The sequence below is a fragment of the Nocardioides sp. zg-1228 genome (assembly GCF_017086465.1).
Taxonomy (GTDB): Bacteria; Actinomycetota; Actinomycetes; order Propionibacteriales; family Nocardioidaceae; genus Nocardioides.
This window is the reverse complement of the sequence record NZ_CP070961.1, coordinates 64734-84766: the sequence shown is the minus strand read 5'-3', so window position 1 is coordinate 84766 and position 20033 is coordinate 64734. Positions and strand designations below refer to the sequence as shown.

Sequence of the window (20033 nt, the reverse complement as noted above, 5' to 3'; positions counted from 1 at the left end):
CGGCCCGCGTGCGAGACATGGACGGTCTCGGGGCGGAGCTGCCGCCACGCCGCACCTTCGTGTGGGTCCTGGTCCTCGCCGCGGTGGTCTTCGCGGTGCCGGTGGTGCGCACGGTGCGCGCCGCCACCGGCGAGTCGGGCGGCACGGCGATCGGTGCCTGGGCGTCGGCCGCGGTGATGGCCCTCGTGCTCGTCGTCGCGCCCCTGCTGCTCGTGCGCAGCATCCTCACCCGCCACACCCACGTCTCGGACGACGCGGTGTCGGTGGTCACGGGCGGCGAGGTCCGCCAGCAGATCGCCTTCGACGACCTGACCGAGATCAGGGTGCGCTACACCGGTGACGGCGGCAAGGTCATGCCCAGCGAGCGGATCCTCCTCTCCGGCGAGCCCCGGGTCGGCCGGGGCACGATTGTGGTGTCCCGCTTCCACGTCGAGTCGCTGCAGCCGCTGCTGCGCCGCCTCGCGGCGGAGGTCGCCGAGCGTCCCGCGCTGCTGCAGGGAGACCTCGAGCGCGACTACTTCCAGCACGCGGTGACGACCGCGCTCTGACCGCCGTCGCTCAGCCCTGGGAGGCGAGGGCCAGCGGGAGGACGGCGCTCGCCCCCGCCGCGCGGATCGCGGTCGCGGCGACCGTGAGCGTCCAGCCGGTCGCCACCTGGTCGTCGACGAGCAGCACGGTGGCGCCGGCCGGCACGTCGGCGTCGAGGCCACCGCGACGGCGTACGGCGGCGACGCGCTGGGCCGAGTTGGACTGGCCGGCGCGGGGCGGGACGGAGGGGTCGCGGATCGCCCACGTGCCGACCACGGGGACCTGCATCACGCGGGACAGGCCGTCGGCGAGGTCGCGGGTCAGGGTGGGCCGGGTCGCCGACTCCACGACGACGATCACGTCGGGACGCGACCTCCACTCGGGGGCCCAGTCCTTCATCACGTCCATCACCGCCTGCGCCAGCCCGGGCGGGACCGGACCGTCGGGGGTGTCCTCGCGGAAGAGCGCCCGCAGCGCCTGCCCGTGGCCGAGGTCGGTGAGGCGGGCGACCGTGCGACCGGGCTCGGCGCCCTGGGTGATCTTGCCCTTGAGGTCGAGGCCGAGGTTGGCCAGCGCCGTGGGCCACATCCGACGCGGCTCGAGCACGACGCCGGGGCGGGAGAGCCGCTGGCCGGCCTCGGCCACCGCCGTGTCGCTCACCGCCGTCGACAGGCTCAGCCCGCCGCAGTTGTCGCAGCGACCGCAGTCGGCGGCGTCGGGGTCGTCGAGCTGCTCGCGGAGGTAGCGCATCCGGCACTCGGTGGTCTCGAGGTATCCCAGCATCGCCTGCTGCTCGCGCTCGCGGGCCTCGGCCACCCGGGCGTAGCGCTCGGCGTCGTAGTGCCAGGGACGCCCGGTCGCGACCCAGCCGCCCTGCACGCGCTGGACGGCGCCGTCGACGTCGAGGACCTTGAGCATCGACTCGAGCCGGTTGCGGCCGAGCTCGACGCGGGTCTCGAGGGTGGCCGTCGACATCGGGCGCTCGGACGCGCCGAGGGCGGCGAGCGTCTCGCGGACCTGCTCCTCGCGTGGGAAGCCGAGCGAGGCGAAGTAGGCCCAGATGTCGCGGTCCTCGAGCTGGGGCAGCAGCACGACCGTCGCCTCGTCGGTGCCACGGCCGGCGCGGCCGACCTGCTGGTAGTAGGCGACGGGCGACGCCGGGGCGCCGAGGTTGATCACGAAGCCGAGGGTCGCGTCGAAGCCCATGCCCAGCGCGCTGGTGGCGATGAGGGCCTTGACCCGGCCGTCCACCAGCGCCTGCTCCAGCGCGTGCCGCTCGTCGGGCTCGGTCTGGCCGGAGTAGGCCGCGACCTCGAGGCCGCGGTCGCGAAGGTAGCCCGCGACCTCCTGCGTGGCGGCGACGGTGAGGCAGTAGACGATGCCCGACCCGGGCTGCTCGGCGAGGTGGTCGGCCAGCCAGGCGAGCCGCTGCTCGGGGGTCCGGAGCCGGATGACGCCGAGCCGGAGGGACTCGCGGTCGAGCGTGCCGCGCTGCACGAGCACCTGCGAGTCGGCGGCCCCGTCGGCGTGCACCCCGAGCTGCTCGGCGACGTCGTCGGTCACCCGGGCGTTGGCGGTCGCCGTCGTGGCGAGCACCGGGATGCCGGTGGGCAGCTCGGCGAGCAGGGTGCGCAGCCGGCGGTAGTCGGGGCGGAAGTCGTGGCCCCAGTCGGAGATGCAGTGGGCCTCGTCGACCACGAGCAGGCCGCAGGTGGCGGCGAGGCGCGGGAGCACCTCGTCGCGGAAGCCGGGGTTGTTGAGCCGCTCGGGGCTGACGAGGAGGACGTCGACCTCGCCGGCGCGGATCTGCTCGTTGATCGGCTGCCACTGGTCGATGTTGGTCGAGTTGATCGTCACCGCCCGGATGCCGGCCCGCTCGGCGGCGGCGATCTGGTTGCGCATGAGCGCGAGCAGCGGGCTGACGATCACGGTGGGACCCGCACCCCCCTCGCGCAGCAGCTTGGTCGCGACGAAGTAGACCGCCGACTTGCCCCACCCGGTGCGCTGGACGACGAGGGCGCGGCGCCGGTCGACGGCGAGGGCCTCGATCGCGGCCCACTGGTCCTCGCGCAGGGCGGCGTCGTCTCGCCCGACCAGCGCCCGCAGGTGCCGCTCGGCCGCCTCGCGGGCGGCGGGGCGTACGTCGGCGGGGGTGGTGGGGACGGCGGTCATGCCACCTGTCTACCAACCGCCACCGACGCAGCGCACGGCGCCTCAGGCAGTCTGTGGATCGCGGTAGTTGTCGAGCTGGGTGGTCGACTTGATCAGCTGCTGGAGCGCGGTGAGCTCGCTCGCGTTCATCTCCGAGGCGTAGCGGGAGGCCTTGGCCAGGGCGGTCGAGGCCTTCTCCAGCGCCGGGGAGATGTCGGCGACGAGGTCGGCGAACTTGTCGAGCGACTTGGCCAGGTCGGTCATCAGCGTCCGGGTCCTCTGGATCAGCTCGCGGGCCTTGTTGGCCGCCGTGGTGATCGCGTGCGGGGCGGCGATGCCGAGGGTGGCCGCGGCCTCGCCGAGCAGCTTGATGATCTGGCCGATCGCGTCGGACATGATCTGCACGATGAACTCGCGGACACCGGCGAGCACCGTGCCGCCGAGGGCGACGCCGGCGCCGACCCCGGTGCAGACGTTGCCCATGCCGCGCACGAGCGACTCCTCGGTCTCGGCGAAGTCGCGATAGGCGTCCATCGTCATGCCCTGCAGTCCGCTGAGGTCGCCGGCGACGGCGCCGCGATAGTCGTCGGCCAGGCCGCGGAGGTGGCCGGCGCAGTTCTCCCACGTCTGGGCGAAGGACTGGATGGTGGCGGGGTCGCCCAGCAGCTCGTCGAGGGCGTCCTGCACCGGGCCGATGTGGGAGAGCAGCCAGCCGGCGAACATCGAGCCGAGGGTGCCGATCGGGTCGACGACCGCGCCGACGACGTCGACGGCGGCGCTGAGACCGTTGGCCGAGCCCTCGATCCAGTCACCGCGGCCGAAGGCCTCGGCGGAGTCGGCGGCCCCGTCGATCATCTTCAGCCCGTTGGTCATCTCGTTGAAGCCCGGGTTGCGGTCGACGACGGCGACCAGGTCGTTCACGACAGCGCCTTGTGGATCGCCTCGTTGAGCTCGGCGACCTTCTCGTCGACCAGCTCGAACAGGTCGGCCGCGGACCGCATGCCCGTGGCGGTGGCCGACAGGGAGTCGCTCGCGGCGCGGGTGGCGCCGACGCCGGCGACCTCGAGCGGCGCGATCAGCGGGTAGACCAGCGCGGCGCCGATCTTGCCGAAGGTGTTGGGGTGGAAGGAGACCGAGTCGGCGGCCTGCACGGCACTGTCGGCCCGGCCCTTGAGGTGCTCGACCTTGCCCGCGTGGCTCCGCATCGCGGCGAGACTGACGTCGATGCTCATCGTTGGTACTCCTCGTAGCCGAACGTGTTGCGGTAGGACTGCGTGATCGTGGACGCCGCGGCGACGTCGGGACCGTAGATCTCGCGGGCGGCCTGCTCGACCTCGAAGCTCAGCCGGCGCTTGGCCTGCGAGTGGGCCTCGAGCACGCTGTGCGCGAGCCGGGCGGGCTCCTGGCCGGCGAACGAGTCGTCGAAGCGCAGGTCGACCATCTGGCCGTTGCCGTCGACGACGACGGTGACGACGCGGTCGGTCGACTCGCCCTCCACCCGCATCCGCTCGGTGGTGGCGGCCAGGGCCTGGGCCTGGTCCAGTCTGGCCTCGGCGGCGTCGAACGACTCGTTCATCGCCGCCAGATAGGCATCGAGCCGTGAGCTCATCAGTCCTCCGGGGATGTCGTCGTGCCTGGGGATCCTTCCCCGCCCTACTGTGGGCAAACATGGAGAGCCCGCCCGGTGCATCGCCGCCGGCGACCGTCCTCACCCCGCGCCCGCTGGTGCTCCACCTGGCGATCGGGGTGCTGGTCGTCGGGATCCTGCTCGCCTCGGCCACGTGGGCCGGCGGCGGGGACCAGCGCGCGCTGCTCACCGTCGCAATCCTCGTGGTGACGGTGGCCCTGCCGGCGTGGGCGATCTGGTGGGCGCGGGGTCGCACGATCCTGGTCCGCCCGGACCGCGTCGTCGTACGCCGGGGGGAGCGCGAGGTGCGGACGTTCGCCTTCGACGACCTGACCGAGGTCCGCCCCGGGGTCGACGGCTCGGCGGGCGGGGCCACCCCCGAGCTCTGGAACAAGTCGGTGACCCTCCTCGGTCGGACCACCGCGGGCAGGCGACGCGGCCTCAAGGTCACCGCGCAGACCGTCGAGAGCATCGACCCCCTGCTGCTCGCCCTGGCGCCGGTGGTGGCGCGGCGCCCGGAGCTCCTGCCGCACGCGGTGCACCGCGCCCTGTTCGAGGAGTACGTCCGCGACCTCCGCTCCGGCCGCGGCCGCCAGCGCGGCTGAGGCGGGCTCAGTGGGCGCTGCGGGCGCCGCGGGCGCCGCGGGCCAGGAACCGGTCGAGGTCGACGCCGGCGCGCCGGGCGGCCCGCCGGGCCTCGGGGGTCGTCAGGTCGGGAGCGACGAACGTCTCGGGCTCGATGGTGCGGTCGGCGGCGGCGTACTGCTGCTGCAGGGCTGCCTGCGCGTCGGCGCCGGCGGCCGCGGCGGCCGCGACGTCGGCGGTGACGGCCACGGCGGCGCCGGTCAGCAGCGGGCTGACGACCGGGGTGTAGCCGGAGGTGTGTCCGGAGACCTTCGGGTGGTAGCTCTCGCTGATCGGGGTGGACAGCCCGTTGATCCACTCGGCGTCGTCGCACACGGCGTGCCCGACGAAGCGGCTGGTCGGGTCGGCGAAGGAGAAGCCGGCGGCCGACGCGGCGGTGGCGAGGCGGCTGTTGAGCAGGTCGGCGGTCTGGTTGAGCCGCGTCTCCTCCGCCGGGGAGAACCAGGTCAGTGCGTTGCAGTCCTCGCCGTTGAAGATGCGCGGGTAGCCGACGACCACGACCTTGGCCTGGGGCGCGCGGCTGCGGATGCCGGCGTAGAGGGTCGCGAGCCGCGAGGGCAGGGTGGAGGTGATGAAGGACTGCGCGCCGTTGATCGCGCGGTCGCAGCTGCTCAGCCAGCCCGGCAGGGCGCACTCGGTCAGCACGCTGGCGAACCCGGCGTCGTTGCCGCCGACCGACACCGAGACGTAGGCGGTGCTCGCGGTGAGGGCGGGGAGCTGGGTGGAGGTGACGTCGGGGATGGTCGCGCCGGAGCAGGCGCGGAAGTTGAGCGCGTACCCGCGGGCGGCCGCGATCAGGCTCGGGTAGGCCGACGTCGAGCGCTGACAGCCGGTGCCGTCGGCGAGGTAGGAGCGGGTGCCGGTGCCCGAGGAGTAGGAGTCGCCGAGGGCGACGTAGGCCGGTGCGGCGGCCTGGGCGGGCTGGGCCAGGACCGGGGTGAGCAGGCCGGCGAGCGCCGTGCCGAGCACCGCGAGGCGGGACGAGCGGTTCATCTGTGTCCTCCGAGACAGGTGCCACCCGAGTGTGGCCCTCATCACACTAGGGACGCGCGCTCCGCTCCACCAGACCGGACCGGACGGGCGGCAACGGCACGAGGTGCCCCGCCGGCGTCACCGGCCGGCGTCAGTCGCCGATGCGGCGCAGTCGGGCGCCCGGGGGAGGCGGCGCGGCCGCGGCGTCGCGGAAGGACTCGCCGACCAGCTCCGGCACGACCTCGCTGACGTCGTGCTTCGCGGCGATCTCCACGTCGGCGACGAACCCCACCTCGGTCAGCTCGCGTCCGCCCGCGCAGAGGAGCAGGTCGTGCGGCAGCACCGCCGCCTGCCAGGCGGCCATCGCCATCCGGGCCTCCGGGCTTGCCCCGGCCTCCGCCTCCTGGTCGAGGGCGGTGAGGACGGCCCCGGCGCCCCACAGGTCCTCCGCGGCCGGGCGGAGCGTGTCGTCGTACCACCGCTCCCCCGCGGGTACGACGACCACGCTGGCGCCGTCGGCGACCTTGGGCGCGAGCCACCGCGCGACCGCGCCGGCGTTGCGGAGGCAGGCGCCGACGACCTGGGCGCCGGACTCGGCGAGCGAGAAGGCGATGGTCGAGCCGTTGGGCGACGGCAGCACGAGCCGCTCGACGCCCTCGACCTCGGCGAGACCGGCCGGCGAGAGCGAGACATGGCGGGCGTCGCCGCGCGAGAGCGCCTCGAACCGGCCGACGGCGAGCGTCGCCCCGTGCCGCATCGCGTGCTCGGCGGCTCGGGAGTCCTTCCAGCGGAACGGGAAGACCTCGATGCCCCGCTCGAGCGCCACGGTCAGGGTGGTGGTGAAGGACAGCACGTCGACGACGACCGCGTAGTCGGCGGGCACGGCCTCGGCACCCGTCGGGCCCCACTCCATGCGGAGCCGATAGGTCGACTGGTCGTGCCCGGGCAGCGTCACCGCCTCATTCAACAGCCCCGGCGGCTCGCGCGCAGCACGGCCCGCCCGAGTCGGCCGCGATCAGTCGGGGACGTTGGGCACGACGAGCACCGGCACGCGCGAGGCCCGGACGACCTGCGCGGCGGTCGAGCCGAACCGCAGGCCGGCGAACCCGCCCGCGCCGCGGGTGCCGACGACCAGCATCTCCGCGTCGGCGGCCGCCGCGACCAGCCGCTCGGTGGCCTGGCCGCGCAGGGCGTAGAGCTGCACGTCGACGTCGTCGGGGATCCCGGCCGCAGCGCAGTCGTCCTCGAGGTCGGCGATGACCGCGCGCTCGAACTCCGCGAAGGGCGGGACGTAGCCGCCCACCATCGAGTCGGGGCGCGGGGCCGTGGTCACGCTCCACACGCGGATCACGTGCAGCGTGACGCCGAGGCGCCGGGCGAGGTCGGCGGCCCGCCGCACGACGGTGGTCCCGACCCGCGACCCGTCGTGTCCGACGACGATCCCGCCGGTGATATCAGCGCTCTTGCTCACCATGGCGTCATCGTAGGGACGCGGGCGGGCAGCACGTCAGGGCCGAAGGTCCTCCGGCGGGTCACCAGATGCGGACGCGGCGCTCCGGGTCGAGCCACAGCCCGTCCTCGGGCCCGGTCTCGAAGACCTCGTGGAACTCGTCGAGGTTTCGCACGATGTTGGCGCGGAACTCGGCGGGGCTGTGCGGGTCGATGGTGAGGTACTGGAGCTCCTGCTCCTTGCGGCGCTTGGTGCGCCACACGTGGGCCCAGTTGAGGAACAGGTCGCGCCGGTCCTCGAGCGACGCCTCGCCGCCCTGGCTGATCACGAACGCCTTGTGGGCGATGGTGAGCCCGCCGAGGTCGCCGATGTTCTCGCCGACGGTGAGGCTGCCGTTGACGTGCTCGCCGGGCAGGTTGCGCGGCTCGAAGGCGTCGTACTGGGCGATCAGCGACTGCGACTTGGCCTCGAACGCGGCCTTGTCGTCAGCGGTCCACCAGTCCTGGAGGTTGCCGTCGCCGTCGTACTGGGCGCCCTGGTCGTCGAAGCCGTGGCCGATCTCGTGGCCGATGACGGCACCGATGCCGCCGTAGTTCTCGGCGTCGGTGGCGTCGGGGCTGAAGAACGGCGGCTGCAAGATGGCGGCCGGGAAGCAGATCTCGTTGGTGCCGGGGTGGTAGTAGGCGTTGACCGTCTGGGGCAGCATCAGCCACTCGTCGCGGTCGACCGGCTGGCCGACCTTCTCCAGCTGGCGGTCGGTCTCGAACGCCGACGCCGACGCGACGTTGCCCATCAGGTCGTCGGCGGAGACGGTGAGGGTGGAATAGTCGCGGAACTCCGTCGGGTAGCCGATCTTGGGGTAGAAGCGGTCGAGCTTGTCGAAGGCCTTCTTCTTGGTGTCCTCGCCCATCCAGTCGAGCGCCTCGATGGAGCGGCGGTAGGCGGTGACGAGGTTGGCGACCAGCTCGTCCATCCTCTGCTTGGACCGCGGCGGGAAGTGGCGCTCGACGTAGACCTTGCCGACCGCCTCGCCGATCGCGCCCTCGACGAAGTCGACGCCGCGCTTCCAGCGGGCGCGCAGCTCGGGGGTGCCGTTGAGGGTGCGGCCGTAGAAGTCGAAGTTGGCCTCGACGAACGGGTCGGGCAGGTAGGCAGCGGAGCTGCGCACGACGCGCACGTGGAGGATGTCGCGCCAGGTCTCGATCGGCGTCTCCTCCAGCACGGTGGAGAGGTGGGAGAAGAAGTCGGGCTGCATCACGATCGAGCGGCGGAGCATCTCCTCGGTGCCACCGAGCCCGGTGATCCAGGTGACCCAGTCGAAGGCGGGGCTGAGCTCGCGCAGCTCGTCGAGGCTCTTGTGGTTGGTGGTCTTCTGCACGTCGCGGGTCTCGGCGGCCTCCCAGTGGCCCTCGGCCAGCCGGGTCTCGTAGGCCAGCACGCGCGCCGCCGCACCGGCCGGGTCGTCGTGCTCGCTCAGCTCGAGCAGCGTGGTGAGGTAGGCGAGGTACTTCTCGCGGATCTCGGCGAACTTGTCGTCGCGGTAGTAGGACTCGTCGGGCAGGCCGAGGCCGCCCTGCGCGAGGTAGACGATGTTGCGCGAGGCGTCGCCGCGGTCGGGGGTGATGTAGGAGCCGAACACGCCGGGCCCGCCGATGCGCTCGTACGCGCCGAGGAAGGCGGCGAGGTCGGTGAGGTCGGCGACGTGGTGGGCGCGGTCGAGCAGGCCGCGGATCGGGTCGAGGCCCTTCGCGGCGATCGTCTCGGTGTCCATGAAGGAGGCGTAGAGGTCGCCGATCTTGCGCTCGTCCTCGTCGAGCTGGTCGGCCGGGCGCTCGGCGAGCTCGGTGATGATGTCGCGCACCTGCTGCTCGGCGGCGTCGGCCAGCGCGATGAACGCGCCCCAGCTCGACTTGTCGGCGGGGATCTCCGTCTCGTCGAGCCACCGGCCGTTGACGTGGCCGAAGAGGTCGTCCTGCGGGCGGATGTCGAGGTTCATGCCGTCGCGGGCAGCGTCGAGGATCGTCACGTCGCGACCCTAACCCCGGCGGCCCAGTCCCGGGCGCGGCGGAGGGCCCCTGTGGACGACGCGGTCGCTCGTCGTTCGGCCGGGCTCAAGCGGTCACCGCCTCGCTCAACACGTCGGATCCGACGTGTTGAGCGGGGACCGCACCGCTTGAGCAGCCGCGTCAGCGGCGGGAAGGCGATGGGCCGGCGGGGTCAGCGCACCCGGACGACCGACTTGCCGAGGGTGCGCCGCTCGTCCATGTCGACCAGCGCCTGCCCGAAGCCGGCCAGGTCGTACGTCGCCCCGACGGGCGGCTTCACAGCACCGGACTCGATCATCGGCAGGAGGCGGTGCCACTGCTGCTGCATGTAGCCCGGTCGCACCATCGCGTAGGCACCCCAGCCGACGCCGCGGACGTCGGTGTTGCCGAGCAGCAGCCGGTTGACCTTCACCTGGGGGATGCCCTGCCCGGCGGCGAACCCGACGACGAGCACGCGTCCCTGCTCGGCGAGGCAGCGGAGCGAGTCGGTGAACGCGTCGCCGCCCACCACGTCGAGGACCACGTCGACGCCGCGGCCGCCGGTGAGCTGGCGCACCGCGTCCTTGAAGTCGGGGCCCACGACGACCTCGTCGGCGCCGGCCGCGCGGGCGAAGTCGGCCTTCTCCTGGGTGCTGACCACCGCGATCGTCCGTGCGCCGAGACCTCGCGCGACCTGCAGGGTGGCGGTGCCGACGCCGCCGGCGGCTCCGTGCACCAGCACGGTCTCGCCCTCGCGCAGCCCGCCGCGCTCCTCGAGCGCGAACAGCGCGGTGAGGTAGTTCATCGGCAGCGCCGCACCCTCGTCGTACGACATCGCGTCGGGCAGGGCGAAGGTGAAGATCGCGGGGTTGGCGACCTGCTCGGCGGCGCCGCCGTTGAGGTTGACGCCGGCGACCCGCTGGCCGACGGTGAACCCGCTCGACTCCGGGGAGCCCGGGTCGAGGACGACGCCCGCGAAGTCGACGCCGAGCGTGAACGGCGGCTCGGGCTTGAACTGGTACTCCCCGCGGCTGAGGAGCAGGTCGGGGAAGGCGACACCGACGCTGTGCACCTCCACCAGCACGTCGTCGGGCCCCGGCACCGGAGGGTCGACGTCGCGGACCTCGATGTCGGCGGGACCGGTGGGCGTGACGACCTGGACTGCGCGCATGCGCCGACCCTAGTCAGGTGCTCACCCGACCCGCTTCACCTCGGCGAGCTCGAAGTGCATCGGGTCGGTCCAGCGCCAGTCGCCACCCCAGGCGAAGCCCCACGTCTTGAGGATCGCCACCACGTCGCGGTCGATCGCGCCGACGGTCCCGCGCTGGTTGTCGCGGGTGTTGAGGTCGAGGGCGAGGCCGAAGGAGTGGTTGGACAGCGTCGTGGTGCCGGCGATGAAGCGCGGGTAGTAGCACCCGGCGTACTGGCCCGGGTCGATCTCGTCGGCGAGGCCGCGCTGCTCGACCTCGAGCAACGCCGCGCGCAGCTGGGGGAAGAGGTCCTTGTGGCAGGTGACGCTGCCGAGGATCGGCACGGACTCCGTGCGGATGCTGGCCGCGACCCAGGCGGGCTCCGGGGCGATCCGGCCCCCGCCGAGCACCTGGTAGCGGAAGGTGCCGACGACGCTGCCCAGGGTGCCGCCGGCAGGCACCGCGGTGAGCCTGGCGTCGGGGTCGAGCCCGAGGCGGGAGGCCACGTCGAGCATCTGCACCGAGGCGTCCTCGCCGACCAGCCGCTGCAACGGCTTGCGGATGCCGGCGGGGGCGACGGCGTCGGTGGAGATGAGCAGCCCGTTGTCGGTGTCCATCCCGATGTCGTCGGCCCAGGCGGTGTTGACGACCATGTCGATGGTGGGCAGCTGCGGGGTGTAGGCGCCGACGTGCAGGCTCGGCGCGTCGTCGGCGCCGAGCCGCACCATCCCCGTCTCCGGGTCGGCCACCCGCTCGGCGACCGTGCGGTCGATGGCCAGCTCGCCCCCGGCGACGCGGTCCCAGGCCTCCTGGAGGTCGGCGACCTCGGCCTGCGTGAAGTGCCGGTAGGCGCCCGGGTCCACGGCGGCGACGGTGAGGACGCGGTTCTCCAGGCTCACCTGGCCCAGGCCGATGCGCTCGGTGTGCGCGACGCCGCGCAGGTCCTCGATCCGCGCGAGCAGCGCGTCGTCGATGGGCTTGTCCCACTGCACGAGGACGTCGGCGCTCCACAGCCGTCCGTCGCGCTCGCCGGGCGGGTCGACGGCGTGGTCGGTGTCGGCGACGGGCGGCGTCGTGTCCGACGCGGTCGGCTCGGGGGCGGGCGACGCGGGGGCCGGGTCGGGACGCTCGCGCGCGGCCGGCTCGCTGCAGGCCGCCAGGCCCACCAGCCCCGCCAGCAGGGCGGCCGTCGCCGCGGCCGCCACCCGTCGTCGTCCGCGCACGCCTCGACCCTAGGCAGACGGTGTCTGGACGCGGCGGGGGATGGTGACCCAGGAGACGAGGCCGCCCAGGGCGAGCAGCGCCGCGCACGCGAGCAGCGCGGTGCCGTACGCCGCGTCCAGCCGGGCGGGGTCGCGGTAGTCGTCGCCGGCCAGGCCCACGGCCGTCGGCAGCGCGGCGACGGCCAGCAGCGACCCGGCCCGCGCGACGGCGTTGTTGATGCCGCTGGCGATGCCGGCCACCTCGTCGGGCGCGGCCGCCAGGACGGTGGCGGTCAACGGGGCGACCATCAGGGCCAGGCCGAGGCCGAAGACCGTCAGGCCGGGCGCCACGTCACGCCACCAGGTCACCCCGGGTCCGACGAGCAGCAGCCACAGCGTCCCGGCCGCCATCACCAGCGGTCCGAACGTCAACGGGATCCGCGGCCCGATCCGCTCGCCCAGCGCGCCGCCGCGGGCCGCGAGCAGCAGCATGCACAGCGTGATCGGGAGCGTGGCGAGGCCGGCCTCGAGCGCGGTGTAGCCGCCCACGGTCTGCAGCTGGAGCACCAGGAAGAACAGGACGGCACCCAGCGCGGCGTAGACGAGCAGCGTCATCAGGTTGGCGGCGCTGAAGGTGCGGTCGCCGAACAGCCCGAGCGGCACCATCGGCGCACGGGTGCGGCGCTCCACCACGACGAAGGCCGCGGCCGCGGCGATCCCGCCCACGGCCGCCCACGGCGTCGCGGCTCCGCCGGCGTCGGTCAGCGCCCACGTGACGCCCGCCAGGGCGAGGGAGGCGAGCGTCGCGCCGGTGAGGTCGAAGCGTCCGCGCGTGCGGGGGTCGCGCGTCTCGGGAACCCACCGCAGGGCGAGCCACACCGTCAGCACCGCGAGCGGCAGGTTGATGAGGAAGATCCACCGCCACGACGCGTGGTCGACCAGCAGCCCGCCGACCAGCGGCCCGATCGCGGAGGCGATGCCGCCGAGGCCCGACCAGGCACCGATCGCCCGGCCGCGGTCCTCGGACCGGAACGCGCCCTGGATCATCGCGAGGCTGCCCGGGGTGAGCAGCGCGCCGCCGACGCCCTGGAGCACGCGGGCGGCGATCAGCACCTCCGCGGTCGGGGCGAGCCCGCACAGCAGGGAGGCCAGCGCGAACCACACGGTGCCGACGACGAAGACCCGACGCCGGCCGAGGCGGTCGCCGAGGGAGCCGCCCAGCAGGATCAGCGAGGCCAGGGAGAGGAAGTAGCCGTTGGTGATCCACTGCAGCGCCGCCAGCGAGGCGTCGAGGTCGGCACCCATCGACCGCAGTGCCACGTTGACCACGGTGCCGTCGAGGAGCGTCATCCCGGAGCCGAGGGTCGCCGCGGCCACGACGCCGCGCGCGGTCGGCGTGCCCCAGGCGACTCCGCTCATCGGCTCGCCCCGGCCTCAGTCGCGCGGCACTCGGGTCGACGTCGTGGCCATGAGCCGAGTGTGGCAGGGCTCAGTCGTGCTCGGCGTGGCGTCCTTCGGGCACCTTGGTGACGAAGGTGAGCGCCACGGAGGCGAGCGCGACGACGCCGATCGTGGTGTAGGCCAGCGTGTAGGCCTTGTCCTCGCCGATGAGCGCCGAGGCGAGCACCGGCCCGATCACCCCGCCCAGGCTCCAGCCGACGAGCATCAGTCCGTAGATCGCGCCGGCGTTGCGCACGCCGAAGAAGTCACCGGCGGTCGCGGGCATCGTGCCGAACGTGCCGCCGTAGCAGAGGTAGATCACCGCGGCGAGCACGGAGAAGAGCGCCACGCTCCCAGCGTGCGGCAGCACGATCAGGCACACGCCCTGCAGCGCGAGGATCGCGGCGAACGTCCTCATCCGGCCGATCCGGTCGGAGATGCCGGCCCAGACGATGCGCCCCGCGCCGTTGAAGATCGCCAGCACGCCCACCAGCGTCGCGGCGCCGGTGACGCTGACGCCGGCGATGTCGGTGGCGCTGAGCTTGGCCTGGGAGATCAGCGAGATGCCGGCGCTCACGCTGAGGGTGAGGATGGCGGTGAGGAGGTACCACTGCGGCGTGCGCAGCGCCTCGCCCTGGGTGTAGTCGCGGCCCGCGCCGGTGGCCGCGCCGCCGGTCGTCTCCATGCCGGGCACGACGTAGTCGGCGGGCGGGTTGCGGAAGATCGAGGCGCCCACCAGCGACATCACCAGGTAGGCGATGCCGAGCGGGATGAACGCCCCGGTGGGGTCGTCGGGGTCACGGTCGATGAGCCACTGGGCGACCGGCGAGGTGAGCACGGCCCCGAAGCCGAAGCCGCCCACCGCCAGCCCGGTGATCAGCCCGGTCTTGTCGGGGAACCACTTCTGCAGCATGGCGATGGGCACGATGTAGGCGAAGCCGAGGCCGAAGCCGCTGACGACGCCGTAGCCGAGGATCAGCAGCCAGTAGTCGTCGGAGCCGTTGGTGAGCCCCGCCAGCAGGATGCCGACGCCGTAGACGACACCGCCCGCGAGCGCCACGACCCGCGGCCCCCGGGCGTCCTGGAGCCGGCCGCCGAGATAGCTGCCGATGAAGATCATGCCGATGGTGACGGTGAAGGGCAGCGAGGCGCGCACCTTGCTGAGCTGCCACGACTCGGCGTCCTCGAGCGCGCCACCGAACACCGACCAGGCGTAGACCGCCCCGATCGAGAACTGCAGGAGCAGCCCACCCCCGACCAGCAGCCAGCGGAAGCCGCCGGGTCCGGAGCGGCTCGAGGCAGCGGGATCCTGCGCTCGCGTGGGTGTCTCGTCCATCGCTGTCTCCTTCGTCCGGCCCCGGCCGTCGGTCGGCCCGAGAGGCGCCGTTCTGGCTCAGCCCTGGTGGCGCACCTGCTCGCCGCGCTCGACCCGCTCGCGCTGCGGCACCACCGTGTACTTCGGGTCGTTGGCCGAGGCCAGGCCGGCCTCGTAGACGCCCATCCGGGTGCACAGCGAGCCGGCCATCAGTGCAGTGCCCGCGACGGCCGAGAGCATGCGGCTGCGCCCGCCCGCGAGCGCGCCGGCGGCGCCCGCGACGGTGAGCACCTTGCTGGCGCGCATCCACCTGCCGGCCACGCCGGTGTGCAGCGTCTCGGCGGACAGGCCCATCGAGGCCTCCATGCGGTGGGCCATCACCAGCTCGACCGCGGCGCCGCCCACCGCGAACGCGCGGGCGGGACCGGCCTCGGCCACGGGAGCGGTGGCCATGCACCAGCCCCCCGACGCGGCCGCGGCGGAGCCGCAGAAGACGAAGGGCAGCTCCTCGTAGGCCGAGTGCCACGCCGGGGTGGCGGTGTCGGCGATCAGCACCGCCGTGTATGCCGCCACCGGCGGGGCGGTGATCGCCCCCACCAGCCCAGCGGGGCGTCCCAGGCGCAGCAGCAGCCGCACCGGTCCGCGCTGCCACCGGGTCGGGAGCATGCCGACCAGCTCGGCGGCCGTGGCGAGGCTCGCGAACGGGGCGTGCAGGGTGAGGATCCAGGTGCCGACCGACATCGGGGAGGTCAGCTTGACGACCCGCAGCATGTTGAGGAACCGGCTGGGCCTGCCGAGGTCGTGGACGAGCGCGACCATGCTGAGGAGCAGGGCGATGAGCGAGCCGATCCGGCCGGCGCGCCGCAGTCCGGGGCGGTCGGTGAGGTCTGCCCCGGCGGCGAGGAGCGAGGTCCCGGCCGCGACTCCCCCGGTGAAGAGGTAGTAGGCGATGTCGTGCTCCCACGGCGCCGCCTTGACGATCGGGCGGCCGTAGTAGGAGGTGAAGTCGGCCTCCGGCACCATCACCCGGTCGCCGCCGCCGCGGCCACGCCCGCGACCGCGAGAGCGACCCGGGCTGCCGCCGTGCCGGACCTGCGGGCCGGCCCCGTCGACCTCGCTCACGAGCGCCTCCGCACGAACGACAGCGCCGCGCCGAGCAGCAGCGCCGTGCCCGCCATCCCGGCGCGGCTGAACATCTGCGGCAGGTCCCGGGTGGTGACGACCGGGTCGGGCGGCAGGCCGTAGACCTCCGGCTCGTCGAGGAGCAGGAACATCGCCCCGGTGCCGCCCACGCCGTCCTCGGGGTCGTTGCCGTAGAGCCGGGCGTCCATCACCCCGCGCTCGTGGAGCAGCGCCACCCGGGCGTCGGCGCGCTCGCGCAGCTCCTCCACGTCGCCGTACTGGATCGACTCGGTCGGGCACGCGGCCGCGCACGCCGGTCGTTGGCCGTCGGTGAGCCGGTCGTAGCAGAGGGTGCACTTCTGGGCGATGCCCACCTTGGGGTCGCCCTCCGGACCGCGGCGGCGGTCGATCACGCCGTAGGGGCAGGCGGCGACGCAGTAGCCGCAGCCGTTGCAGATCTCGTCCTGCACCACGACCGTGCCGAACTCGCTGCGGAAGAGCGAGCCGGTCGGGCACACGTCGAGGCAGGCGGCGTGGGTGCAGTGCTTGCACACGTCGGAGGACATCAGCCACTGGAAGTCGGGCTTGGCCTCCTCGGGCACGTCGCTGGGTGGGGCGCCGACGGTCGGCATGCCGAGGTCCGCGCGCTGTGGCTGCGGTGCCTCCGTGCGGGCGGAGCGCTCGATGAAGGCCACGTGGCGCCACTGGTTGGCGTTGAGGGAGTGGCTGTTGTCGTAGGAGGTGCCGAGCATCTCGAAGAGGTTCTCCGGGACGTCGTTCCACTCCTTGCACGCCACCTCGCAGGCCTTGCACCCGATGCACACGCTGGTGTCGGTGAAGAAGCCCTTGCGCTTGGGCGGGTCGACGTAGCCGGCGTCGGGCGCCGGGTCGAGCGGTCCGAAGAGGCTGTTGCGGCCGATCACTGGCCCTCCTGGTCGTGCTGGTCGTCGTCGCTGGTGTCGGCCCCCGCCAATGACCTGGCCTGCGCCCCTTCGGACGCGGTGACGATCCGCGCAGGGACGCCGTCGTCCACCCCGGCGCGGCGCGCGTAGTCGGCGACGAGCGCGCGCAGGGCCGCACCCTGCGGCCGCCGCCCCGGGCGTACGTCGCAGGTGCCGACCTTGCTCTCCTGGATGAGCACGTTGGGGTCGAGCGAGATGCCGAACAGGTCGTTGGTCGAGTCGCCGCTGACCAGCCCGCCGCTGCCCCAGTGGTAGGGCATCCAGACCTGGTGGACCGTGCGGCCCTCGACCCGCAGCGGGCGCAGCCGCTCGGTGACGAGCACCCGGCCCTCGATCGCCGAGCGGGCGGTGATCACGTGGCACCACCCCATGTGCTCGAGGCCCCGCTCGCGTGCGAGCGCCGGCGACACCTCGACGAACATCTCGGGCTGGAGCTCGGCGAGGTGCTCGAGGTAGCGGCTCATGCCGCCGGCGGTGTGGTGCTCGGTGAGCCGGCTGGTGGTGAAGACGAAGGGGAAGACCTCGCTGTGCTCCTCGGGGGGCGAGGGGTTCATCCGGTTGTCGTCGCGGTCGTAGGCCTTGCGCGTGGGGTTGCCCTGCTGGCCGTAGAGCGGGTTGCGGAACGGCGACTCGACCGGCTCGTAGTGCGTCGGCATCGGGCCGTCGATGAGGCCCTGCGGGGCGTAGAGCGCACCCTTCCCGTCGCCCTGCATGATGAACGGGTCGATGCCCTCGATCGCCTCGACACCGTCGGACCCCTCGGGCGAGCGGTAGGACGGCGGCTTGGTCTTCTCGAAGTCGGGGACGTCGTCGCCGGTCCACTCGCCGGCCTCGCCGAGTGTCGGGTCCCACCAGACGTAGGCCTTGCGCTCGCTCCACGGCCGGCCCTCGGGGTCGGCGGAGGCGCGGTTGTAGAGGATGCGGCGGTTCATCGGCCAGGCCCAGCCCCACTCCGGCGCGACGTACGACTGGTCGTGGCGCGACGTGCGGCGGTTGGCCTGGTTGACGCCGTCGGCGAAGACGCCGGTGTAGATCCAGCACCCGCCGGCCGTCGACCCGTCGGCCTTCATCTCCAGGAAGGACGACAGCGGGCGGAGGGTGGCGACGTCGTAGCCGTTGATCTCCTTGAGCACGGCCTCCGCGCTGGGCTCGCCCCAGGCGGCGGCGCCCTCGCTGCCGAGCGCGCCCTCGTCGTGCACGGGGTAGTCCCAGGCGAGGTCGAGCAGGGGCCGGTCGCGCTCGTCGGTCGAGCCCGCCAGGCGCTCGCGGACCATGCGCCCGAGGTGGTAGAAGAACCACAGCTCCGAGCGGCAGTCGCCCGGCGGGTCGACGGCCTTCTCACGCCACTGCAGCATCCGCTGGGTCTGGGTGAAGGTGCCCTCCTTCTCGGCGTAGGACGCGGCCGGGAAGAGGAAGACCTCGGTGCGGCACTCCTCGGGCACGATCTCGCCGGTGGCGACCTCGGGCCCGTCCTTCCAGAACGACGCGCTCTCGATCTCGAACAGGTCGCGCACCACGAGCCAGTCGAGGTTGGCCATGCCGAGGCGCTGCGCGCGACCGTGGGCCGAGCCGACCGCGGGGTTCTGGCCGAGCAGGAAGTAGCCGGAGACCTTGCCGTCGATCATGTCGAGCACGGTGCGGTAGGTGCCGTGGTCGCCGGTGATCTTGGGCAGGTAGTCGAAGCAGTAGTCGTTGTCGGCAGTGGCCGCGTCGCCCCAGTAGGCCTTGAGCAGGCTCACGGTGTAGGCGTCGGCCTTGGACCAGAAGCCCTTGCTGCCGGGGTTGCGGATGCTGTCGACGTAGTCCGACAGGGTCGCGTGCTGGCCGGGGTTGGGCATCGGCAGGTAGCCGGGCAGGAGGTTGAACAGGGTGGGGATGTCGGTGGATCCCTGGATGCTCGCGTGGCCGCGCAGCGCCATCACGCCGCCTCCGGGACGACCCATGTTGCCGAGCAGCAGCTGCAGGATCGCTCCGGTGCGGATGTACTGCACGCCGACGCTGTGCTGGGTCCAGCCGACGCTGTAGACCAGCGCGGTCGTGCGCTCGCGGCCGGAGTTCTCCGTCCAGGCCCGGCACACCTCGAGGAAGTCGGCCTGGCTCACGCCGCAGGTCTGCTCGACCACCTCGGGGGTGTAGCGGGAGAAGTGGCGCTTGAGCACCTGGTAGACGCAGCGCGGGTGCTGCAGCGTCTCGTCGCGCCGCGGGTGTCCCGCCACCTGCATGCCGTGGGCCTCGTTCTGCATGCCGGCAGCGGTGTCGCTCTGCTCCTGGGTCTCCTCGGAGTCGTCGGCCTGCGCCGAGCTCTGCTCGCCCGGGCCGTCCTCGACGTCGTAGGCCCAGCTCGTCGGGTCGTAGGTGCGCCTCTCGGGGTCGAAGCCGCTGAACAGCCCGTCGAGGTCGTCGGTGTCCTCGAACGCATCGCTGACGAGCGTCGCGGCGTTGGTGTAGTTGACGACGTAGTCGCGGAAGTCGAGCTCGTTCTCCAGGACGTAGCGGACGATGCCGCCCAGGAACGCGATGTCGCTGCCGACGCGGATCGGGACGTGCTTGTCGGCCACCGCGCTGGTGCGGGTGAACCGCGGGTCGACGTGGATCACCTTCGCGCCACGCCGTTGCGCCTCCACGACCCACTGGAAGCCCACCGGGTGGGCCTCGGCCATGTTGGAGCCCTGGATGATGATGCAGTCCGCGTTGGCGAGGTCAGCCGTGAAGCCGGTGGCGCCGCCGCGTCCGAAGCTGGTCCCCAGACCGGGGACGGTGGCGGAGTGTCAAATACGCGCCTGGTTCTCGATCTGGATGGCGCCCATCGCGGTGAAGAGCTTCTTGATGAGGTAGTTCTCCTCGTTGTCGAGGGTCGCCCCTCCGAGGCTCGCGATGCCCATCGTGCGGCGCACCCGGCGGCCCTTCTCGTCGAGCTCCTGCCAGGCGTCACGGCGCGACGTCACCACGCGGTCGGCGATCATCTCCATCGCGGTGGTGAGGTCGAGGTGCTCCCACTCGGTCGCGAAGGGGCGGCGGTACTTCACCGTGGTCTCGCGCAGCTCGCTGGTCACCAGGTTCTTGCTGGCCGAGCCCTTCGGGCACAGCCGGCCGCGGTTGACCGGGCTGTCGGGGTCGCCCTCGATCTGCACGATCTGCTCGTCCTTGACGAAGATCTTCTGCCCGCAGCCGACCGCGCAGTAGGGGCACACGCTGCGCGCGACCCGGTCGGCGGTGGTGGTGCGGGGCTCGATCTCGTCGGTGGCCCGCGAGCGCACGGCCTTGCCGCGGCCGAGGAAGTCGCCGCTGACGAGCTGGCGGAGCACAGGCCACGGCAACTGGGAACGGGACTCACCCATGGCCCTCACCTCCCCGCAGTGTGCGCTGTGCCTCGACCCTACGGCGCCCCCCGGGGGCCGTCCACCA

Annotated in this window: 17 protein-coding genes; 2 read left to right on the top strand and 15 right to left on the bottom strand. The window is 73.0% G+C overall.

The window, feature by feature from the left end; translation table 11 throughout:
* Positions 1-17 precede the first annotated feature (17 nt).
* Complete coding sequence (locus JX575_RS00390; RefSeq protein ID WP_186339748.1) at positions 18-548, top strand: hypothetical protein; 531 nt, start codon at positions 18-20, stop codon at positions 546-548.
* 10 nt (positions 549-558) lie between these two features.
* Here the strand turns inward: JX575_RS00390 and JX575_RS00385 are convergent, their stop codons facing one another.
* Genes JX575_RS00385 through JX575_RS00370 form a run of 4 tightly spaced genes read right to left on the bottom strand, consistent with a single transcriptional unit; the run spans position 559 to position 4288 of the window.
* Positions 559-2700, bottom strand: a complete 2142-nt coding sequence (locus JX575_RS00385) for a DEAD/DEAH box helicase (protein WP_186339747.1) — start codon at positions 2698-2700, stop codon at positions 559-561.
* 42 nt (positions 2701-2742) lie between these two features.
* A complete protein-coding gene (locus JX575_RS00380) occupies positions 2743-3600 on the bottom strand; it encodes a hypothetical protein (RefSeq protein WP_186339746.1) in 858 nt (285 codons plus the stop codon).
* On the bottom strand, positions 3597-3911 hold the full coding sequence (locus JX575_RS00375; protein WP_186339745.1) for a type VII secretion target: 315 nt from the start codon (positions 3909-3911) through the stop codon (positions 3597-3599). The genes JX575_RS00380 and JX575_RS00375 overlap by 4 nt, the downstream gene beginning before the upstream one ends.
* Positions 3908-4288: a YbaB/EbfC family nucleoid-associated protein gene (locus JX575_RS00370; protein WP_186339744.1), complete on the bottom strand. Its 381-nt coding sequence runs from the start codon at positions 4286-4288 to the stop codon at positions 3908-3910. Before JX575_RS00370 ends, JX575_RS00375 begins: the two co-directional genes overlap by 4 nt.
* 59 nt (positions 4289-4347) lie before the next feature.
* Between JX575_RS00370 and JX575_RS00365 the strand changes: the two genes are divergently transcribed.
* Positions 4348-4911, top strand: coding sequence for a hypothetical protein (locus tag JX575_RS00365; RefSeq protein WP_186339743.1), 564 nt, complete (start codon positions 4348-4350; stop codon positions 4909-4911).
* Positions 4912-4918: 7 nt separating this feature from the next.
* Here the strand turns inward: JX575_RS00365 and JX575_RS00360 are convergent, their stop codons facing one another.
* The 11 genes from JX575_RS00360 to fdh all read right to left on the bottom strand — a co-directional run bounded on the left by JX575_RS00360 (position 4919) and on the right by fdh (position 19966).
* Positions 4919-5944: an SGNH/GDSL hydrolase family protein gene (locus JX575_RS00360; protein ID WP_186339742.1), complete on the bottom strand. Its 1026-nt coding sequence runs from the start codon at positions 5942-5944 to the stop codon at positions 4919-4921.
* A 130-nt stretch (positions 5945-6074) separates the two neighbouring features.
* Positions 6075-6878 carry a 2-phosphosulfolactate phosphatase gene (locus tag JX575_RS00355; RefSeq protein WP_241005273.1) on the bottom strand — a complete coding sequence of 268 codons (804 nt, stop codon included), beginning with the start codon at positions 6876-6878 and terminating at the stop codon, positions 6075-6077.
* A 60-nt stretch (positions 6879-6938) separates the two neighbouring features.
* Positions 6939-7397: a universal stress protein gene (locus JX575_RS00350; RefSeq protein WP_186339741.1), complete on the bottom strand. Its 459-nt coding sequence runs from the start codon at positions 7395-7397 to the stop codon at positions 6939-6941.
* 58 nt (positions 7398-7455) lie between these two features.
* The gene (locus JX575_RS00345) at positions 7456-9399 is read right to left on the bottom strand and encodes a M13-type metalloendopeptidase (protein ID WP_277395307.1); all 1944 of its coding nucleotides are present in this window, start codon (positions 9397-9399) and stop codon (positions 7456-7458) included.
* A 191-nt stretch (positions 9400-9590) separates the two neighbouring features.
* A complete protein-coding gene (locus JX575_RS00340) occupies positions 9591-10568 on the bottom strand; it encodes an NADPH:quinone oxidoreductase family protein (protein WP_186339740.1) in 978 nt (325 codons plus the stop codon).
* A 21-nt stretch (positions 10569-10589) separates the two neighbouring features.
* Complete coding sequence (locus JX575_RS00335) at positions 10590-11810, bottom strand: M15 family metallopeptidase (RefSeq protein WP_186339739.1); 1221 nt, start codon at positions 11808-11810, stop codon at positions 10590-10592.
* A gap of 9 nt (positions 11811-11819) precedes the next feature.
* Positions 11820-13208, bottom strand: coding sequence for an MFS transporter (locus JX575_RS00330; RefSeq protein ID WP_186339738.1), 1389 nt, complete (start codon positions 13206-13208; stop codon positions 11820-11822).
* Between the two features lie 70 nt (positions 13209-13278).
* A complete protein-coding gene (locus tag JX575_RS00325; RefSeq protein WP_186339737.1) occupies positions 13279-14565 on the bottom strand; it encodes an OFA family MFS transporter in 1287 nt (428 codons plus the stop codon).
* A gap of 57 nt (positions 14566-14622) precedes the next feature.
* Complete coding sequence (gene nrfD / locus JX575_RS00320; RefSeq protein WP_206054465.1) at positions 14623-15666, bottom strand: NrfD/PsrC family molybdoenzyme membrane anchor subunit; 1044 nt, start codon at positions 15664-15666, stop codon at positions 14623-14625.
* On the bottom strand, positions 15663-16589 hold the full coding sequence (locus JX575_RS00315; protein WP_186339736.1) for a 4Fe-4S dicluster domain-containing protein: 927 nt from the start codon (positions 16587-16589) through the stop codon (positions 15663-15665). The genes nrfD and JX575_RS00315 overlap by 4 nt, the downstream gene beginning before the upstream one ends.
* Complete coding sequence (gene fdh, locus JX575_RS00310; protein ID WP_260988506.1) at positions 16586-19966, bottom strand: formate dehydrogenase; 3381 nt, start codon at positions 19964-19966, stop codon at positions 16586-16588. Before fdh ends, JX575_RS00315 begins: the two co-directional genes overlap by 4 nt.
* Positions 19967-20033 lie beyond the last annotated feature (67 nt).

Bases quoted from the DNA above. Each gene is read 5' to 3' on its own strand.
- JX575_RS00390 (WP_186339748.1), top strand. From the start codon at position 18: ATGGACGGTCTCGGGGCGGAGCTGCCGCCACGCCGCACCTTCGTGTGG.
- JX575_RS00385 (WP_186339747.1), bottom strand. From the start codon at position 2,700: ATGACCGCCGTCCCCACCACCCCCGCCGACGTACGCCCCGCCGCCCGC.
- JX575_RS00375 (WP_186339745.1), bottom strand. From the start codon at position 3,911: ATGAGCATCGACGTCAGTCTCGCCGCGATGCGGAGCCACGCGGGCAAG.
- JX575_RS00370 (WP_186339744.1), bottom strand. From the start codon at position 4,288: ATGAGCTCACGGCTCGATGCCTATCTGGCGGCGATGAACGAGTCGTTC.
- JX575_RS00365 (WP_186339743.1), top strand. From the start codon at position 4,348: ATGGAGAGCCCGCCCGGTGCATCGCCGCCGGCGACCGTCCTCACCCCG.
- JX575_RS00360 (WP_186339742.1), bottom strand. From the start codon at position 5,944: ATGAACCGCTCGTCCCGCCTCGCGGTGCTCGGCACGGCGCTCGCCGGC.
- JX575_RS00350 (WP_186339741.1), bottom strand. From the start codon at position 7,397: ATGGTGAGCAAGAGCGCTGATATCACCGGCGGGATCGTCGTCGGACAC.
- JX575_RS00340 (WP_186339740.1), bottom strand. From the start codon at position 10,568: ATGCGCGCAGTCCAGGTCGTCACGCCCACCGGTCCCGCCGACATCGAG.
- JX575_RS00330 (WP_186339738.1), bottom strand. From the start codon at position 13,208: ATGAGCGGAGTCGCCTGGGGCACGCCGACCGCGCGCGGCGTCGTGGCC.
- JX575_RS00325 (WP_186339737.1), bottom strand. From the start codon at position 14,565: ATGGACGAGACACCCACGCGAGCGCAGGATCCCGCTGCCTCGAGCCGC.